General features: G+C 74.1%; 16 protein-coding genes. 10 read left to right on the top strand and 6 right to left on the bottom strand.

Annotation, left to right across the window (positions count from 1 at the left end; genetic code table 11):
• Positions 1-42: 42 nt before the first annotated feature.
• The 4 genes from H291_RS0125735 to H291_RS0125750 all read left to right on the top strand — a co-directional run bounded on the left by H291_RS0125735 (position 43) and on the right by H291_RS0125750 (position 5,255).
• Entirely contained in the window at positions 43-585 is a 543-nt protein-coding gene (locus H291_RS0125735; RefSeq protein ID WP_020017910.1) for an RNA polymerase sigma factor, read from the top strand.
• Between the two features lie 55 nt (positions 586-640).
• Entirely contained in the window at positions 641-1,513 is an 873-nt protein-coding gene (locus H291_RS0125740; protein ID WP_026366140.1) for a hypothetical protein, read from the top strand.
• 81 nt (positions 1,514-1,594) lie between these two features.
• Positions 1,595-2,038 (top strand): OsmC family peroxiredoxin, encoded by a 444-nt coding sequence (locus H291_RS0125745; RefSeq protein ID WP_020017911.1) that lies wholly within the window; start codon positions 1,595-1,597, stop codon positions 2,036-2,038.
• Between the two features lie 121 nt (positions 2,039-2,159).
• Positions 2,160-5,255, top strand: coding sequence for an FAD-binding and (Fe-S)-binding domain-containing protein (locus H291_RS0125750; RefSeq protein WP_020017912.1), 3,096 nt, complete (start codon positions 2,160-2,162; stop codon positions 5,253-5,255).
• 3 nt (positions 5,256-5,258) lie between these two features.
• On the opposite strand, the gene H291_RS0125755 is transcribed toward H291_RS0125750, so the two are convergent.
• Positions 5,259-5,588, bottom strand: coding sequence for a cupin domain-containing protein (locus H291_RS0125755; protein WP_020017913.1), 330 nt, complete (start codon positions 5,586-5,588; stop codon positions 5,259-5,261).
• A 214-nt stretch (positions 5,589-5,802) separates the two neighbouring features.
• Here H291_RS0125755 and H291_RS0125760 point away from each other — a divergent pair, with 214 nt between their 5' ends.
• From H291_RS0125760 to H291_RS0125770, 3 genes are all read left to right on the top strand, one after another.
• Positions 5,803-7,008 (top strand): hypothetical protein, encoded by a 1,206-nt coding sequence (locus tag H291_RS0125760; protein WP_020017914.1) that lies wholly within the window; start codon positions 5,803-5,805, stop codon positions 7,006-7,008.
• Positions 7,009-7,124: 116 nt separating this feature from the next.
• On the top strand, positions 7,125-7,523 hold the full coding sequence (locus H291_RS0125765; RefSeq protein WP_157237350.1) for a hypothetical protein: 399 nt from the start codon (positions 7,125-7,127) through the stop codon (positions 7,521-7,523).
• A gap of 39 nt (positions 7,524-7,562) precedes the next feature.
• Positions 7,563-8,177, top strand: coding sequence for a nitroreductase family protein (locus H291_RS0125770; protein WP_020017916.1), 615 nt, complete (start codon positions 7,563-7,565; stop codon positions 8,175-8,177).
• Positions 8,178-8,184: 7 nt separating this feature from the next.
• Here H291_RS0125770 and H291_RS0125775 read toward each other — a convergent pair whose 3' ends face one another.
• Complete coding sequence (locus H291_RS0125775) at positions 8,185-9,168, bottom strand: aldo/keto reductase (RefSeq protein ID WP_020017917.1); 984 nt, start codon at positions 9,166-9,168, stop codon at positions 8,185-8,187.
• Between the two features lie 93 nt (positions 9,169-9,261).
• On the opposite strand from H291_RS0125775, the gene pdxR reads away from it, so the two are divergent.
• Positions 9,262-10,791, top strand: a complete 1,530-nt coding sequence (pdxR, locus tag H291_RS0125780) for a MocR-like pyridoxine biosynthesis transcription factor PdxR (RefSeq protein ID WP_020017918.1) — start codon at positions 9,262-9,264, stop codon at positions 10,789-10,791.
• 16 nt (positions 10,792-10,807) lie between these two features.
• Here pdxR and H291_RS0125785 read toward each other — a convergent pair whose 3' ends face one another.
• Positions 10,808-11,566 (bottom strand): NTP transferase domain-containing protein, encoded by a 759-nt coding sequence (locus tag H291_RS0125785; protein ID WP_020017919.1) that lies wholly within the window; start codon positions 11,564-11,566, stop codon positions 10,808-10,810.
• Entirely contained in the window at positions 11,563-12,483 is a 921-nt protein-coding gene (cofD, locus tag H291_RS0125790; RefSeq protein ID WP_020017920.1) for a 2-phospho-L-lactate transferase, read from the bottom strand. The genes H291_RS0125785 and cofD overlap by 4 nt, the downstream gene beginning before the upstream one ends.
• Before the next feature lie 38 nt (positions 12,484-12,521).
• On the opposite strand from cofD, the gene H291_RS0125795 reads away from it, so the two are divergent.
• Positions 12,522-12,845, top strand: coding sequence for a thiamine-binding protein (locus H291_RS0125795; RefSeq protein WP_020017921.1), 324 nt, complete (start codon positions 12,522-12,524; stop codon positions 12,843-12,845).
• A gap of 30 nt (positions 12,846-12,875) precedes the next feature.
• Here the strand turns inward: H291_RS0125795 and H291_RS0125800 are convergent, their stop codons facing one another.
• Positions 12,876-13,541, bottom strand: coding sequence for a LysE family translocator (locus H291_RS0125800; protein WP_020017922.1), 666 nt, complete (start codon positions 13,539-13,541; stop codon positions 12,876-12,878).
• 131 nt (positions 13,542-13,672) lie between these two features.
• On the opposite strand from H291_RS0125800, the gene H291_RS0125805 reads away from it, so the two are divergent.
• Positions 13,673-15,748: a hypothetical protein gene (locus tag H291_RS0125805; protein ID WP_157237351.1), complete on the top strand. Its 2,076-nt coding sequence runs from the start codon at positions 13,673-13,675 to the stop codon at positions 15,746-15,748.
• 17 nt (positions 15,749-15,765) lie between these two features.
• Here the strand turns inward: H291_RS0125805 and H291_RS0125810 are convergent, their stop codons facing one another.
• The gene (locus tag H291_RS0125810; protein WP_051109640.1) at positions 15,766-16,761 is read right to left on the bottom strand and encodes a LacI family DNA-binding transcriptional regulator; all 996 of its coding nucleotides are present in this window, start codon (positions 16,759-16,761) and stop codon (positions 15,766-15,768) included.
• Between the last annotated feature and the right edge of the window lie 49 nt (positions 16,762-16,810).

The following is a 16,810-nucleotide window of genomic DNA, read 5'->3' on the forward strand; positions in this document are numbered from 1 at the left end:
CCGGGGGTGCAAGGAAGCCGGCATTCACGACAGAGTGAGGGCGTGGACGACAGCCCCGGCGCCCCGCACGACGAACCGCCGCAGCACGACGAGGCCTGGTTCGGCGCGCTCTTCGACGCGCACTCGCGCGCCCTCTACTCCTACTTCGTGCGACGGCTGCCCGACGGCGGCCGCGCCTCCGACGCCGAGGACCTCGCCGCCGAGGTGCTCGCCACCGCGTGGCGCCGGCGCGACGACGTGCCCGACGCCGCCGAGCTGCCCTGGCTCTACCGCACAGCCGGCTACGTGCTGGCGAACCACCGGCGCAAGATGCGGGCGCTGCCCGTCGCGATCGTGCCCGACGAGCCCGACGACGTGGACCCCGCGACGCTCGCCGTGGACGACGACGCCGTGCGGCAGGTCCTGTCCCTGCTGTCCCCGCGCGACCGGCGCATCCTCCTGCTCGTCGCCTGGGACGGGCTGTCGGGCGACGACCTGGCCCAGGTGCTCGGCGTCTCCCGCGGCGGCGCCGACGCGGCGCTGTCCCGGGCGCGGGCCCGCCTGCGCGAGGCGTGGGACGCCCACGAGCAAGCGGTGGACGCATGAGCACATATGGAGGGTGTGCGCGGCGCGCAGCCGGGCACGGCACGGAGGGACAGCGATGAACGAGCACCAGCGACCGGAGGACCAGGCGTTCGACCGTCTGACGGCGGCGGACCCGGCGCGGCGCGCGCCCGGTCCGGCCGACGACGTGCTCCGGGCCAAGGTCGACGCGCTGATCGCCGGGTCGGGCGGGCGGCTGCCGCTGCCGGAACCGGCGGTGTCGGAGCCCGCGGCGGTCCCGGCACCTGCCACGCCGTCCGTGGACGAGCTCGCGGTGCGGCGGCGCCGTCGTCGGACACCGTGGCTGGTGGCGGCTGCCGTGGCCGGCGTCGTCGCGGTGGGCGGGGGCGGCTACCTGCTCGGGGAGTCCGGGTCGGGGGCCGTGCCCGCCGCGCTGGACAGCGGGGCCGAGTCCGGGGCGGAGCCGGAGGCCCGCGAGGACGGCCCGTCGGTCATGGGGGCGCCGGACGAGTCCGGGGCCGCGGCGGAGTCCGAGGGTGTCGAGCCGCTCACCGCGGGCGGCGACCTCGATTCCGCGACGCGGCTCGTGTTCCACGCGGGCGTCGGCCTGACGGACACGCCGCGGACCGCGGAGGTGCGCACCGCCGCGGGCGAGAGCCTGGGCGAGTACCCGGTGGTCAGCGAGGAGGACGCCGTGGAGCGCCTGGGCGACCCCCGGTTCGCGGGCACGGCGCCTGGCGCCCGGCAGGCCGCGCCCGACGGGGACGCCGGGCCGTCACCCGCGCCCGGCGGCCCGATCGCCTGGCCGGTCGAGGACGTGACGATCGTGTCGGCCGAGCTGACCGAGGTGCGCTACACCCTGCCGGACGGCGCGGTGCTGGTGGTGCCCGCGTACGACCTGGCCGACGCCGCGGGCAGCAGCTGGACCGTGCTGGCCGTGGACGAGGAGGCGCTCGACTTCACGCCGTGACGCGACCGCCGGGCGGGCGTCGTAGGGTCGGGCACGCAGGGCCTCGTCCGAGGTCGCACCGCGATATTCAAGGAGTGCACCATGCCAGCACGTACCGCTCGCACCGCCTGGAACGGCACCTTCCAGGAGGGCTCGGGCCAGGTCGAGCTCTCGTCGTCGGGCGTAGGGACGTACGACGTGTCGTTCCCGGCGCGCGCCGCCGAGGAGGCGAACGGCGTCACCAGCCCCGAGGAGCTGCTCGCCGCCTCGCACTCGTCATGCTTCACGATGGCCTTCACGAACGAGCTGGGCCAGGCCGGCGCCACGCCGGAGCAGATCGAGGTCACCGCCGTGGTGACCCTCGGGCCGGACCCGGCCGGCGGCCTCCACATCAGCAAGAGCGCGCTGACGGTGCGCGGGTTCGCCTCCGGCATCGACGAGGCGGGCTTCAAGGCCGCGGCCGAGGCCGCCAAGGTCGGCTGCCCGATCTCGAAGGCGCTGACCGGCGTGGGCCAGATCACGCTGGACGTCACCTTCGAGGGCTGACCTCGTCCGGGCGTTCACGGGCGCGGCACGCGCCCGTGAACGCCTGACGCGATCCGGCGGCTCGTGGTGCGAGAATCGCGAGGTGCCACCGCAGACCCACGACGCCCGACCCCTGAACGGCATGAACGACAAGGGTCACACCGCAGACGACGCCGACGCCGCCCGCACCGCGCGGGAGCAGGCCGAGGCCCGCGCCGCCGAGGAGGCGGAACGCCGCCGCGCCGAGAGCGAGCAGCGGCGCGACACCGCGCGCCAGGAGGCGAGCCACGCCGCCGAGGCCGCCCGCACGGCGGTCGCCGACGCGCTGCGCACCGTCGTCGGCTGCGAGGTCGACACGAGCACGCGCCGCCGCGCGGAGTACTCCACCGACGCGTCGAACTACCGCGTGGTCCCCGAGGCCGTGCTCTTCCCGGAGAGCACCGACGACGTCGTCGCCGCGCTCGGGGCGCTGCGCGAGCTGTCGATCCCGGTCACGGCGCGCGGCGCCGGCACGTCCGTCGCCGGCAACTCGGTGGGCCCGGGCGTCGTCATCGACCTGGGGCGCCACCTCAACCAGGTGCTCTCGATCGACCCAGAGCGCGGCACGGCGCGTGTGCAGCCGGGCACGGTCATGTCCACCCTCCAGGCCGCGGCCAAGCCGCACGGCCTGCGGTTCGGCCCCGACCCGAGCACCCAGAACCGAGCCACGCTCGGCGGCATGATCGGCAACAACGCGTGCGGCCCGCACGCCGTCGCCTACGGCCGCACCGCCGACAACGTGGTCTCGCTCGACGTGGTCGACGGCACGGGGCGGCGGTTCACCGCCGGCTCCGGCGACTCCGAGTTCGCCGACGTGCCCGGCCTCAAGGAGCTGGTCCGGGACAACCTCGCGCTGATCCGTACGGAGTTCGGGCGGTTCGGCCGGCAGGTGTCGGGCTACTCGCTGGAGCACCTGCTGCCCGAGAACGGATCGAACCTCGCCCGCGCGCTCGTGGGCACGGAGGGCACGGTCGTCACCGTCCTGGAGGCGGAGCTCAACCTGGTCGAGGTGCCCGGCGCGCCGACGCTCGTCGTTCTCGGCTACCCCGACATGGCCACCGCGGCCGACGACGTCCCGCGGCTCCTGGACCACAAGCCGCTCGCGATCGAGGGGCTCGACGCCCGCCTGGTCGACGTCGTGCGCCGGGCCAAGGGCGCCGCGTCGGTGCCGCCCCTGCCCGGGGCGGACGACCCGCACGTCACGGGCTGGCTCATGATCGAGGTGGGCGGCTCGTCGCAGGCCGAGGCGCTGGGCCGCGCGGACGCGATCGTCGCGTCGTCGTCCGCGCTGGACTCGACGGTGCTGCCCGCCGGGCCGGACGCCACGAAGATGTGGCAGATCCGGGCCGACGGCGCCGGCCTGGCCGGCCGCACGCCCGCGGGCGAGCAGGCCTGGCCCGGCTGGGAGGACTCGGCGGTGCCGCCCGAGAAGCTCGGCCCGTACCTGCGCGACCTGCAGGCGCTCATGGACCGGTACGGCGTGGACGGGCTGCCGTACGGGCACTTCGGCGACGGCTGCGTGCACCTGCGCATCGACATCCCGCTGGAGACGTCGGGCTCGGTGCTGCGCACCTTCATGACCGAGGCGGCAGAGCTGGTGGCCCGGTACGGCGGGTCGCTGTCCGGCGAGCACGGCGACGGCCGGGCCCGGTCCGAGCTGCTGCCGCTGATCTACTCGCCCGAGGCCATCGCGCTGCTGGAGCAGTTCAAGGCCCTGTTCGACCCGAAGGACGTGCTCAACCCGGGCGTCGTCGTGCGGCCGCGGGCCGTCGACGCCGACCTGCGGCGGCCGGCCGCTGCCCCCGTGCGCACCAAGCTGCCGCTGGTGGGCAAGGGCGCCGGGCACGGCGTGCGGCGCAAGTCCGGGTACGAGGGCTTCTCGTTCGCGCACGACCACAACGACCTGACCACGGCCGTGCACCGCTGCGTGGGCGTGGGCAAGTGCCGGGCCGACAACTCGGCCGCGGGCGGTTTCATGTGCCCCAGCTACCAGGCCACCAAGGACGAGAAGGACGTGACCCGCGGGCGCGCCCGCGTGCTGCAGGAGGCCGTCAACGGAACCCTCGTGGGCGGCCTGTCGGCGCCCGAGGTCCGCGAGTCGCTCGACCTGTGCCTGTCGTGCAAGGCGTGCTCCAGCGACTGCCCGGCCGGCGTCGACATGGCGCAGTACAAGTCGGAGGTTCTGTACCGCACCTACCGCGGCAAGCTGCGCCCCGTCGACCACTACGCCCTCGGCTGGCTGCCGCGCTGGGCCCGGCTCGCGGGCGCCGTCCCCGAGCTGGTCAACGCGCTGCTGGGCGTGAAGTGGATCGGCAAGGCCGTGCTGTGGGCGGGCGGCATGGACACCCGCCGGTCGATGCCGAGGTTCGCCGAGGTGCCGTTCCGGCAGTGGTGGGCGCGCGGCGGCGCGACGCACGGCGTTCCCGGGCTGCCGGTGACGGGCGAGCCGGGGCGCGAGGGCCGGACGGCGGCGCGGCTCGCGACCAAGCCCAAGGTCGTGCTGTGGACCGACTCGTTCAGCGACGCGCTCTCGCCGACGGTGCCCCAGGCGGCGCTGAAGGTGCTGACCTCGGCCGGGTTCGACGTCATCGTGCCCGACGAGCAGGCGTGCTGCGGCCTGACCTGGATCTCCACCGGTCAGCTCGACGGCGCCCGCCGTCGGCTCCTGAAGCTCCTGGAGGTGCTGGGCCCGTACGCGGTGAACGGCATCCCGATCATGGGCCTGGAGCCGTCCTGCACCGCGGTGCTGCGCTCCGACCTGCTCGACCTGTTCCCGGACGACCCGCGCGCGCAAGCCGTTGCCCGCATGACGCGGACGGCGGCCGAGCTGCTGACCTCGGACGACACCCCGGACGACTGGGAGCTGCCCTCGCTCGCCGACGTCTCCGCCGTGGTGCAGCCGCACTGCCACCAGCACTCCGTGATGGGGTACGCGGCGGACCAGGCCCTGCTGGAGCAGGGCGGCGCGCAGATCGAGGTGCTCGCCGGCTGCTGCGGCCTGGCCGGCAACTTCGGCATGCAGAAGGGGCACTACGAGACGTCGGTGGCGGTCGCGGAGAACGCGCTGCTGCCGGCCCTGCGGGACGCCGCCCCGGGCACCACCTACCTGGCCGACGGCTTCTCGTGCCGCACCCAGGCGCTGGACCTGATGGGCGTCGAGGGCAAGTCGCTGCTGGAGGTCATCGCCGACCGGCTGTAGGGGCTACTCCAGCCACTCCGTCTCGAAGCGGTCGTTCGCGTGGATGTGCACCGCCTCGTAGAGGTCCGCGCCGAGGGTGCGGAACTTGTGCGGCACCATCGCCTCGACCACGAGGATCTGGCCGCCCACGGCCTCGAACTCCTTGCCGTCCACCGTGAACAGTGCCCGGCCGGAGCGGATCACGAAGGTCTCGGAGTAGGGGTGCCGGTGCAGCCGGGGGCCGGTGCCGTCCTGGGCCACCTTCTCGAAGATGACGGACACCTCCGACCCGTGGAGGTACCCCTCGAAGTTCCCGTACGGCAGCGTCGCCTGCTCGATCGCCTGAAGAGTCATGTGGTTCAGACTGGCGGGCAGGTGGTCGCCAGGCAACCAGTTTCGTGGGACGCCGAACGAGGGGGTCCGGATCGGCGGACCATCCGCACGGCAAGCGGTTTCATTGACACTTCTGGATGATTCTTTTACGTTCATCAAGGCCTGAAGTGCAGGCCGTACTGCGGGGCGCTGGTATGGGGGAGTGCAGCTGATGGGTGCTGGAAGAAGTAGCCGTGTGCTGACAGGGGGCCTCGCGCTCGTCCTCGTCCTGACGGGCGGGGGCGTGTCGGCGTCTGCCGATGCTGAGGTGGGTGATGCTGCCGACCCGGTCGCCGACCGCGGTCACGTTGTGGTTTCTGGCACGGTCACACGTGCTGGGTCGCCTGCCGTGGCAGACATCCTTGCTGTCGCGTGGCCAGAGGGTGCGGTTCTCGACAAGATTCCCGATGAGGGTGCCGTTCGCATGGTCACGCTCGCGGCAGCGAAGTCGGCGACGTCGGGTGACTATTCGATCTCGGTCGATCTCGACAAGGTCCCCGTGGACTACATCGATGATTCGGGCCAGGTCGACGTCGACCTGCTGATCGCAGACGACACCGCCGAGGCGACATGGTCCTTCTCGCTGGTCAGGGAGCCTGCTGGATGGACCACGGCGACCAGCGAGTCCGGAGAAGGTCTGGATGTCTCGGTCGATCTGGAGTCCGGCCAGGTCAAGGACAGCTCGATCGATGTGGATTCCATGGTCGACAGTGATTTTGATCCGGTCGACACGGGCGCAGCTCAAGAACAGACGACCACTGCGGTAGAGACGCGTAGCGCCGTGTTCGATCAACGGCTTGCGGCTTACAAGTCGGCAGAATTCGCGCCGCTCGAGCCGATATGCGACACGGTCCGTTCCGCGACCACGCACACCGCTCGAGAGCGCTGGGCGTTGTCCCAGGGGACAACCAACGTCGCGGTGACCGCAAAGCAGTCTCGCGATCTCTCCCACACGCTAGGTGTCGCGATCAAGGGCTCCTCCGGGTGGAAGATGAGCGGGACGCTCGCGAAGAAGACCACTGTGAGCGGTGAGGACGGGCCGTACCGGGCGGTTTACTATCACACGAACACTGTGCGTTATCGCGACTACAAGAATTCGTGCACCGGAAAGATCACCAGGTCAAGGCCCGAAGCAATAACTGACATCTTCTCGGGCCTCACGAATGTTCCTCGAAAGAACTGGACGACGTGCGTGACAAAGTCCAGCGGTACCTACACGAAGGAAACCGAGAAGAACGCAACGATCTCTGGAGCGGTCAAGGTGCACGCTGAGCTGACCGCCCAGGCGGGTTGGGGTACAAAGGCGTCGCTGGCCTTCAAGTTCACAGGGCCTTCACGTCTTTGTGGGAGCAACGGCAAGAGTTGGGTCAGTGCGCCCCAGGTGGTAGCGAGGACCAGTTGATCCGGAAGCGCCACGTTCTGACCGTTGCGGTGGTGGGGGTACTGGCCGGTTGCCAGGGATCCCCGCCACCGCAGGTGGAGTACCCGGGTACGGCCGTGCGGTCCGTCATCCCGGACATGAGTGTTCACGAGGCCATGACCTTCGGCGACATACCCCTGTGCATCGTGGACGCACAGACCCCTTCGGCCACGATCGAGTCGGTGGAGGCGCCGGCTGGATCTACGTTGAAGATCTCGGCATTCTCCGTCTCTGACCAGATGAACGGGTTCGGCAACGATCGCGTGACGCTCGAGGCCGCCGGGTTCGATCCGGCGCGGCAAGAGCTCACGCGGCATTGCGACGACCAACCGGGATGGCTGGTCATCGAAGGGTCCCGGTCGTCGGAGGAGAGCGCCTCGGCCGACGAGCTGATCGTTCGATACTCGTCCGAGGGTCGCGGCACAGAGAGTGTGTTGAACATCCCCTACGCCATTGTGCTCTGCGCTCCCGAGGAGTCCGAGATCGACAACTGTTGAGTGGGTGAAGAACGCCCTCACGGGGTGGAGAATGCGCCCATGGAGTTTCAGGACGTCGTGCGCACGCGGCGGATGCACCGCAGGTTCACCGACCAGCCCGTGGCCGCCGACGCCGTCGACCGGATCACCCGCAACGCCGTCCGGGCGCCGAGCGCCGGGTTCAGCCAGGGCTGGGCGTTCGTGGTGCTGGACACCGCCCCGGACCGGGACCGGTTCTGGGCGGCGTCCACGCCGCAGGACTCGGAGCGCTCGGGACGCGACATGTCGGCGTGGCTCTCCGGGATGCGCACCGCGCCCGTGATCGTGCTGGCGCTCGCGTCCAAGGCCGCCTACCTGCGGCGGTACGCGGAGCCCGACAAGGGCTGGGAAGACCTCGACGAGGCCCGCTGGCCCGTCCCGTTCTGGCACGTCGACGTCGGCATGGCGTCGCTGCTGATGCTGCAGACCGCCGTCGACGAGGGGCTGGGCGCCTGCTTCTTCGGCGTCCCGCCGGAGCACGTGCCTGCGGTGCGCGCCGAGCTCGGCATCCCGGACGAGTACGAGATCACCGGTGTCGTCGCCGTCGGGCACCCGGCCGACGGCGGGGCCAAGGGCTCGCCCACCCGCCGCCGGCGCAAGCCCCTGGACGAGGTGGTGCACCGCGGCGGGTGGTGACCCGGCGTCAGGCGGCGTCGAGCCGGGCCCGCACCTCGTCGTCGAGCACCAGGTCCGCCGCGCCGAGCGCCTCGTCGAGCTGCGCCACGCTGCTCGCCCCGAACACCGGGACCACCGGCACCTCGCCGCCCAGCAGCCACGCCAGCGCCACCTGGTTGGGGGTGGCGCCGAGGTCGGCGGCCACGGCCCGGAGCTCGGCGATCCGGGCACGGGACCCCGCGTGGTCCGCGCCGTCGTAGAAGGGCTTGTCGTCCCGCGTGAACACGCCCTGGTGCAGCGGTGAGTACGCCAGCACCGTGAGCCCCGGCCGGCCGTCGGTGCCGGTGGACCGGGCGTAGTCGAGCAGCTCGGGCGAGGCCCAGTTGGTCCGGATCGGCTGCGGGCGCGGGTACAGGTAGCTGTGGCACTGCTGCACCGCCCCGTACGGGGCGACCCCGAGCCGGGCGGCGGTCTCCCGTGCCTCGACGACCCGCCACAGCGCGACGTTCGAGATGCCCGGGATGCCGACGATCCCCTCGTCGACCAGCTTGCCGAACGCGCCGACGGTCTCCTCCAGCGGCGTCTCCCGGTCGTCCACGTGCCCGTACAGCACGTCGATGTGGTCGACGCCCAGGTGGCGCAGGCTCTCGCGGGCCTCCCGGTCGACCGTCGCGGCGCCCAGGCCCTGGAAGTTGGTGGGCGGCGTGTTCGACAGCGGCAGCGCCGGGTCCTTCTTCGCCGCACCCAGCTTGGTCGCGATCCGCAGGTCGTCCCGGTTGCCGCGCGCGGCCAGCCAGCGGCCCAGCACGTCCTCCGAGTCGCGGCCGTAGCCGTCGCCCCAGTCGTTGTAGTTGTTCGCCGTGTCGAGGAACGTGCCCCCGGCCTCGACGAACCGGTCGAGGATCGCGAACGACGTCTCCTCGTCGGTCCGCGTGCCCATCCACATGGTGCCCAGGCACAGCGTCGACACCTCGAACGACGTGTGCCCGTTGTCCAGCGTGCGGTACTGCATGGTCTGCTCCTCCGAGGTCTGGGGTACCGGGGGTCACCCGCCCGGCAGCAACCACGCTAGGAGCGGATCGGTCTGGTGCTACGGTCCAATGCCATGGCCACGGACCAGACCAATTCGGCCGCCGACGTGCTCCTCGCGCCGCTCCCCGGCCCCGGTCCGCTGCGGCAGCGGCTGGAGCAGGCGATCCTCGGCGACATCGCCTCCGGCCGCCTCGCGCCCGGCACGGCGCTGCCGCCCAGCCGTACCCTCGCCGACACGCTCGGCATCTCCCGCTGGGTGGTCACCGAGGCGTACGGGCACCTGGTGGGCAAGGGCGTGCTGGAGGCGCGGACCGGGTCGGCGACGCGGGTGGCGGCGGTCGCCCCCGGGCAGTCGTCGGTCGAGCCTGTCGAGACCAGGTCTCGACAGGCTCGACCCGCAGCTCGGGGCCCTGGGCTCGAACGCGCTCCCGACCGCGCCACCCACGACCTCGCCCCTGGCGTGCCCGACCTGCGGCACGTGCCCCGCGAGGCCTGGGTGCGCGCCGCTCGCGACGCGCTCGCGGAGGCGACCAACCAGGACCTCGGCGCGCAGCCGCCCGCCGGGCACCCGGCCGCCCGCGCCGCGGTCGCGACCCACCTGCGGCGGTCGCGGGTCGTCTCCGGGCCCGACGACGCCGTCGTGCTCACCCGGGGTGCGGCCGACGGCATGTCCCGGATCGCGGCCGCCCTGGCCGCCGCCGGGCACACCCACCTGCTGGTCGAGGACCCGAGCTGGGCCGCGCTCCGCGACGTCGCCACGGGCGCGGGCCTGGTCCCGGTGCCCGTCCCGGTGGACGACGACGGGATCTCGCCCGAGCGGCTGCGCACCGAGGCCGCCCGTACCGGGGCCCGGGCCGCGCTGCTCACCCCGGCCCACCAGTTCCCGCTCGGCGCCGCGCTGTCGGACGACCGGCGCGCCACCCTGCTCGACTGGGCGCGCGAGGTGGACGGGCTGCTGATCGAGGACGACTACGACGCCGAGTTCCGTTACGACCGCCGCCCCGTCCCCGCGCTGCAGGGCCTCGACCCGGACCGGGTGCTGCTGCTCGGCTCCACGAGCAAGACCCTCGCCCCGGCCTTCGGGATCGGCTGGATGGTGGTCCCGCCGCGCTGGCGCGCCCCGGTGCTCGACGTCTCCGTGCGACGCGGGCCCGCGCCGGGCCCGGCCACGCTGGACCAGCTCACGCTCGCCCGGTTCGTGGCCGACGGCGCCTACGCGCGCCACCTGCGCGCGGCCCGCACCCGGTACGCCCGACGCCGCGCCGCGCTGCTGGCCGGCCTGGAGCGCGAGCTGCCCGGCGCGCTGGTCGGCGGCATCGCGGCCGGGATGCACGTGACCGTGGACCTGGCCGGGGCGCGGGTCGGGTCGCGGGCCGGGTCGCGGGCCGGGGCGGATGCGGCCGACGACGCCGTCGTCGACGCTGCCGCCGTCGTCCGCGAGGGGGCGGCCCGCGACGTCGCGCTCGTGGATCTGCGGCGGTACCAGGCGGCGCCGTCGGCCAGGTCGACCGTGCTCGTCGTCGGCTACGGAAATCTCGCCGACGCTCGGCTGGAGGGGGCGATCCGGGGGCTGCGGGCGGCGGTGGAGGCGGCCTCGGGCTAGGCCGGGGCCGCCGGGGTCACAGCAGCTCCGGCACCTCGTGGCGCACGGCGGCACGGACCTCGTCCGGGAGCTGCGACCAGTCGTCGGCGGTGTCGAGGTCGACGGCGGTGCCGGGCCGGTCCACGACCGTCGCGGCCAGCCCGTGGGCCGCGGCCTCGTCGAGGTGCGCGGCCAGGGACCCGACGCCGAACCGGAACCGGAAGCCACCCTCCCCTTCGAGGGCGGGGTTTCTCGCCTTTGCGACCGCCGAAAGCGAAGAAACCCCGCCCTCGAAGGGGACGAGCAGCAGGTTGGTGCCCGATCTGTACCGGTCCGTCGCGATCACCACCGGGGCGGTCTCCGCGAGGAGCGCCGTCACGTCCTGACGGGTCAGGGCCGGGAGGTCGGCGTGCGCGACCAGGAGGCGGGACCCGGCGGCGCCCGCCGCCGTGCCGTCCGCCGCGCTGCCGCCCGCCGTGCCGTCCGCCGCCGTGCCGCCCGCCGTGCCGTCCGCCGCCAGTACCTCCCGGGCGTGCTCCAGCGCGCCGTTCAGGCCCGGCCGGTCCGCGGGCTGCTCCAGCACCTCGACCGCCAGGCCGGCCAGCGTCTCGCGCGTGAACACCGGGTCCGCGGTCACCACCACCACCCGCTCGATCCCGTCGGCCGCGAGCAGCGTGGAGACCACGTGCCGCGCCAGCACGCGCACCAGCCGGCGCCGCGACCCGGCGTCGAGCACGGCGGCGAGCCGGGACTTGCCCGAGACGCCGTCGCGCAAGGGCACCAGCGCCGTCGTCACGCCAGCGCCAGCAGCTCGCGGGCCAGGCGCTCGCGGCCCGGCGCGCCGCCCATGATCGTGTCGGTGACGTGCACCGTCAGGCCGAGGTCGGCCACGGGGCCGGCGAGGTGCGCGTCGCGCTCGTCGATCACCATGACGTCCACGAGGCCGGCGTAGATCCGGGCCACGCCCAGGGCGGAGACCTCGTGCCCCAGCGACTCGAGGATCTGGGCGGCCGGACCCTTGATCGCCTGGCCGCCGACGATCGGGCTGACCGCCACGCGGCGCCCGCGGGCCCCGGTCAGCGCCTCGCGGACGCCCTGGACCGCGAGCAGCGGCTCGATCGACAGGAACGGGTTGGACGGCGCGAGCACCACGAGGTCGGCGGCCAGGGCGTCGAGCACGCCGGGGGCCGGGCGGGCGGCGTCGGCACCGTCGAAGTGCAGGCCGAGCACGGCGTCCGCGTGCTGCCGCCCCACGAAGTACTCCTGGAACCCGAGCCGCCCGGACGGCGTGTCCACGAGGGTCGCGAGCCGGTCGTCGGTGGCGGGCAGCACGCGCGGGCGCACCCCCATCGAGCGGGCCAGCAGCGCCGTGACGGCGGACAGCGGCTCGCCGCGACGCAGGCGCGCGGTGCGCACGATGTGGGTGGCGAGGTCCTTGTCGCCGAGCGTGAACCAGGTGTCCTCGCCCAGCTCCTTCAGGGCCGCCAGCGTCGCGTACGACTCGCCGCGCAGGCCCCAGCCCCGCTCCTCGTCGTTGAGCCCGGCGAGGGTGTACAGGACCGTGTCGATGTCGGGGGAGATGGCCAGGCCGTGCAGCTCGGTGTCGTCGCCGACGTTCACGACGACGGTGAGGGAGGGGGCGTCGAGCGCGAGATCGAGGCCGTGCGCGAGCCGCGCACCGCCGACCCCGCCCGCGAGAAGGGTGACGTTCACGCGTCGAGCCTACGTGCGCCGTGGGGGAGGATGGACCCATGGCCGTCTTCGCGTTCTCCGTTGCCCCCATGACCGCTGGCGAGTCCGTCGCCGACCAGGTCGCCGAGGCCGTCCGCATCGTCCGGGAGTCCGGTCTCCCGAACCGGACCACCTCGATGTTCACCGAGATCGAGGGATCCTGGGACGAGGTGATGCCGGTGATCCAGCGCGCGACCGACTCCGTGGCGCGCGGCGGGCACCGGGTCTCGCTCGTGATCAAGGCAGACATCCGCCCGGGTGCCGCCGCCGGGCAGATCGACAGCAAGATCGCCCGGGTCGAGGAGCGCCTCGCGGCCGACGAGTCGGAGACCGGCCACTCCTGAGCCGCCGGGCGGTCGGGCGGCCGGACGGTGTCAGCCGACGAGCACCACGACCGCCAGGACCACCATCAGGGCCGACGACGCCAGTGCCGTGCCCAGCCGCCCGCGCGGCCCCGACAGCACGCGCCCGAGGAGCGTGCCGCCGAGGGCCAGCGCGAGCTGCCACGACGCCGACGCCACGAACGCGGCGAGCCCGAACACGACGGCGGCGACCGCGCTGCTCCCGCCCGCCGTCGTGTCGGGCATCAGCGCCCCGCCGGTCACGACCACGGCGAAGAACAGCACGGTGCCCGGGTTGATCGCGGTGATCGCCACGAACCGCGCGAAGGCGCGTGGCGCCGTGAGCGGGTCGGCGCGCGTCTCGCCGTCCGACGCCGCCCGCTCGCGCCAGGCGGTCAGCGCGCCGTGGACGGCGAGCAGCACGAGCACGACGGCGGACACGATCCGCAGCGGTCCCGCGACGGGCCGCACGAGGTCGGCGACCAGCGTGCCGAACAGGCCGGTGACCAGGGCGTACGCGCCGTCCACCGTCGCGACGCCCAGCGCGCCCGCCACGCCCACGCGCCACGGGTGCCGGGCGGCCAGCCCCACGAGGTAGGACGCGACGGGTCCCACGGGCAGCGCGACCGCGTACCCGGCCACGAGGCCGGCGACCAGGACCGGCCACAGCGCCGGCAGCGACGCCGCAGCGCTCGTCATGGGCGGGACCCTAGATGGGCCACGACCCGGGGACAAGTCTCACTAACCCTTCACCCCCGTGTTTCCGGACTCTTGCCCGCGGCCTTTAGGCTAAGGCGGACCGATGCCGCAGGACCCGGGGAGATCACGAGATGCCACTGTTCGAGGTCGATACCCAGCGGCCACTTCTCGTGACGTCCGCGAACGGCCCGGACGGCGGGGAGCCAGGTCTCAAGACCACGGCCAACCAGGTGGTCGACTCGCACATCGACGGACTGCTCGGCGAAGAGGTCTTCCCGATCGCGCAGGGCTCCGGCCCGGACGAGCCCCACCTGCTGGCCCTCGACGCGTCGGGCTCGCCCGTCGTCGTGGAGCTCGTGGCGGACCTCGACCGCGAGAACCTCGCCAAGGCCCTGGACCACGCCGGCGCCGCCGGCCGCCTGACCCGCGCCGAGCTCGCCGCGCGCTACCGCGGCGGGGCCAGCTCCTTCCAGCACGACGTCGCCGCCTTCTACGACAGCGTGCCGATCACGCGCACGCAGGCCGGGAAGAACGGCGGCGGTGGCGCGCGGCTGATCATCATCTGCCAGAACGCGCCCGACGAGATCCTCAACGCCGTCGACTTCCTGCGCCAGCCCTCGATGCCCGTCGAGGTGCTGAAGATGGGCGTGGTGAACTCCAACGACGGCCGCAAGTTCCTCGACGTGTCGCCGCTGGTGGTGCACCTGCCCCCCGGCCTGCCGGCCCCGAAGTCGGCGCCGATCGGCGGCACCATCACGAGCTCGATGAAGGGCTCGGTCAGCACGTCCATGGACACCGGCGTGACCGGCGGCGTCACCGGCGGCTCGTCGGGACCCAAGGACGCCTTCGAGGAGGGCGTCAAGGTCGGCTACGCCCTCACGGGCAAGATGCCGGTCGTCGCGCAGGCGCCGCAGTCCCGCGCCGAGCGCCCCGCACCGCCCAAGCCGCCCGTCGCCGACGGCCCGCCCACGCCGCCCGCCGGTCCCACCAACGCGGCGACCGGCCTCCGGTCCGGGCTGCGCGGCGCGGGCACCCGCGCGGGCCGCCGGGCGCAGGCCGCTGCCGCCTCGGCCGAGGCCGCGCCCGCCCCGGTGCCGACCGCCCAGCCCGAGCCCGCCGCGCCGTCGAGCGCCCCGGTCCCGCCCGTCCCGCCGCCCGCGCCGAGCACAGCCGTGCCGCCGAGCGCCCCGGTCTCCCGGGTGCGCCCCGGCGCGGAGTCCCGCCCGACGCCGAGCACGCCGCCGCGTCTGTCCGCGAGCCGCTCGTCGCTCGGCGAGCCCGGCACGGCCGCGTCCACGCCGCCGCCCGCACCCCGCGCCGAGCCGCCGGCCGAGCCGGCGCCCGCGGTGCGCCGCCGCTCGCGCACCGACCGGTTCGCGGCGTCCAGCCAGCCGGACGAGCCGGCGTCGGCCTACCCGGCGTCCGGCCCCACGCCGTCCGCGGAGCCGGCCTATCCGCCGCCGCCCGCGGCGGACGCGCCGTACTCGCACCCGCCCGTGCCGCAGCCGGTCGAGGAGAACCTCTGGCAGCCCGCGCCGTACGACGAGGCGCCCGCCTACGGCGGCTCGGCCGAGAGCGAGCCCCCGGACTTCGAGATCACCCGGCCGCGGTACGAGCGCGAGCCGTCGTCGTTCGCCCCCGCCGCCGCGGCGCCCGCGTACGACTACTCGGCGGAGGCCGCCGGCGGTTACGGCGACCAGGGCGGCTACGGCTACGCCGAGCAGAACGGCTACGCGTCGCCCTACGCCGACGGCGTGGCCGCCGTGGTCGTGGAGCAGAGCCCCTGGGAGTCCGGCGGCTACCTGGCTGGCCCCGACGACGGCTACGGCCAGACGGCGTTCGCCTCCGACCCGTACCCGACGAGCGCCCCCGAGGCGCCCGCCCGCCCGGTGCCGCCGGGCGAGAGCATCCGGGCGAGCACGCCCATGCTCTTCGAGGAGGAGGACGACCCCGACCTGGAGGCGCTGGCGCGCAGCATCGGCACGCCCACCCGGATCGTGTGGTCGCGCCCGCGGCGCAACCAGCACTTCGAGGCGATGCTCCTGCCGGACGGCGCCATCGAGCTGGCCAACGGCGCGCGCTACCGGCACCCCGACTCGGCGGCCACCGCGGCGTCGGGCTCGTACACCGCGGACGGCTGGAGCGTGTGGCGCCTCGGCGACACGGGCCCCACGCTGGTCGAGGAGTTCTCCCGCCGGTTCGCCTGAGCCGGCCGGCGCAGCGCTCAGCCCGACGCGCGCACCACGAGCTCGGGCACGAAGGTCGCCGCCCCGCCCGGGGTCCCGCCGTCGAGCGCGGCGAGGAGCAGCCGCGCCATGGCGCTGGCCATGTCCTCGACGGGCTGCCGCACGGTCGTGAGCGGCGGGTGGGCCTGGGCGGCGACGCTCGAGTCGTCGAAGCCCACGACGGCGACGTCGCGCGGTACGTCCCGGCCGGCGGCCCGGAGGGCGGTGGAGACGCCGTCCGCCATGAGGTCGTTCGCCGCGAAGACGCCGTCGACGTCCGGCCGGGCGGCCAGCAGCGCGCGGGCCGCGGCCTCGCCGCCCGGGCGCGTGAAGTCGGCGGGGACGACCTCGGGCTCGCGCAGGCCCGCGGCGCGCACGCCGTCGAGGAAGCCCTGGAGCCGGGCGTGCCCGAACGGGGCGTCGGCGGGTCCCGCGACCACCGCGAGCCGGGTGCGGCCGGTGCCCGCGAGGTGCTCGGCCGCGAGCCGTCCGCCGGCAGCCTGGTCCAGGTCGACCCAGGCGACGTCCGCCAGGTCGGTACGAGTGGACAGCACGAGTGGCACGGCGAGGCCGGCGAGCCGGGCCGGCAGCGGGTCGGCGGAGCTGGACGTGATGAGCAGGACGCCGTCGACGTGCCCCTGGCGCACGTACCGCACCACCTGGTCGTGGGCGGGCGGGTCAGCAGGGATGATCGCGAGGTGGATGTCGCGGGGCCGCAGCACCTCCTGCGCGCCCGCCGTCACGCGGCCCAGGTACGGGTCGGTGAAGAGGCGCTCGAGGAACGGCAGCGGCGAGCGCTGCTCCGGCGGCTCCGAGACCACGAGGGCGACCGAGCCCGTGCGCCGCGTCACGAGCGAGCGGGCCGCGAGGTTGGGCACGTAGCCGGTCTGCTCGATCGCCCGCCGCACGACCTCGGCGATCTCGGGGTCGACGGTGGGTACCTCGTTGATCACGCGCGACACGGTCGCGCGCGACACCCCGGCAACGGAGGCCACGACCTCCAACGTAGGACGAGCTGGCACCCGCCCTTTATACCCGTCCCCA

The organism is Promicromonospora sukumoe 327MFSha3.1 (assembly GCF_000385135.1).
GTDB classification, from domain to species: Bacteria; Actinomycetota; Actinomycetes; order Actinomycetales; family Cellulomonadaceae; genus Promicromonospora; species Promicromonospora sukumoe_B.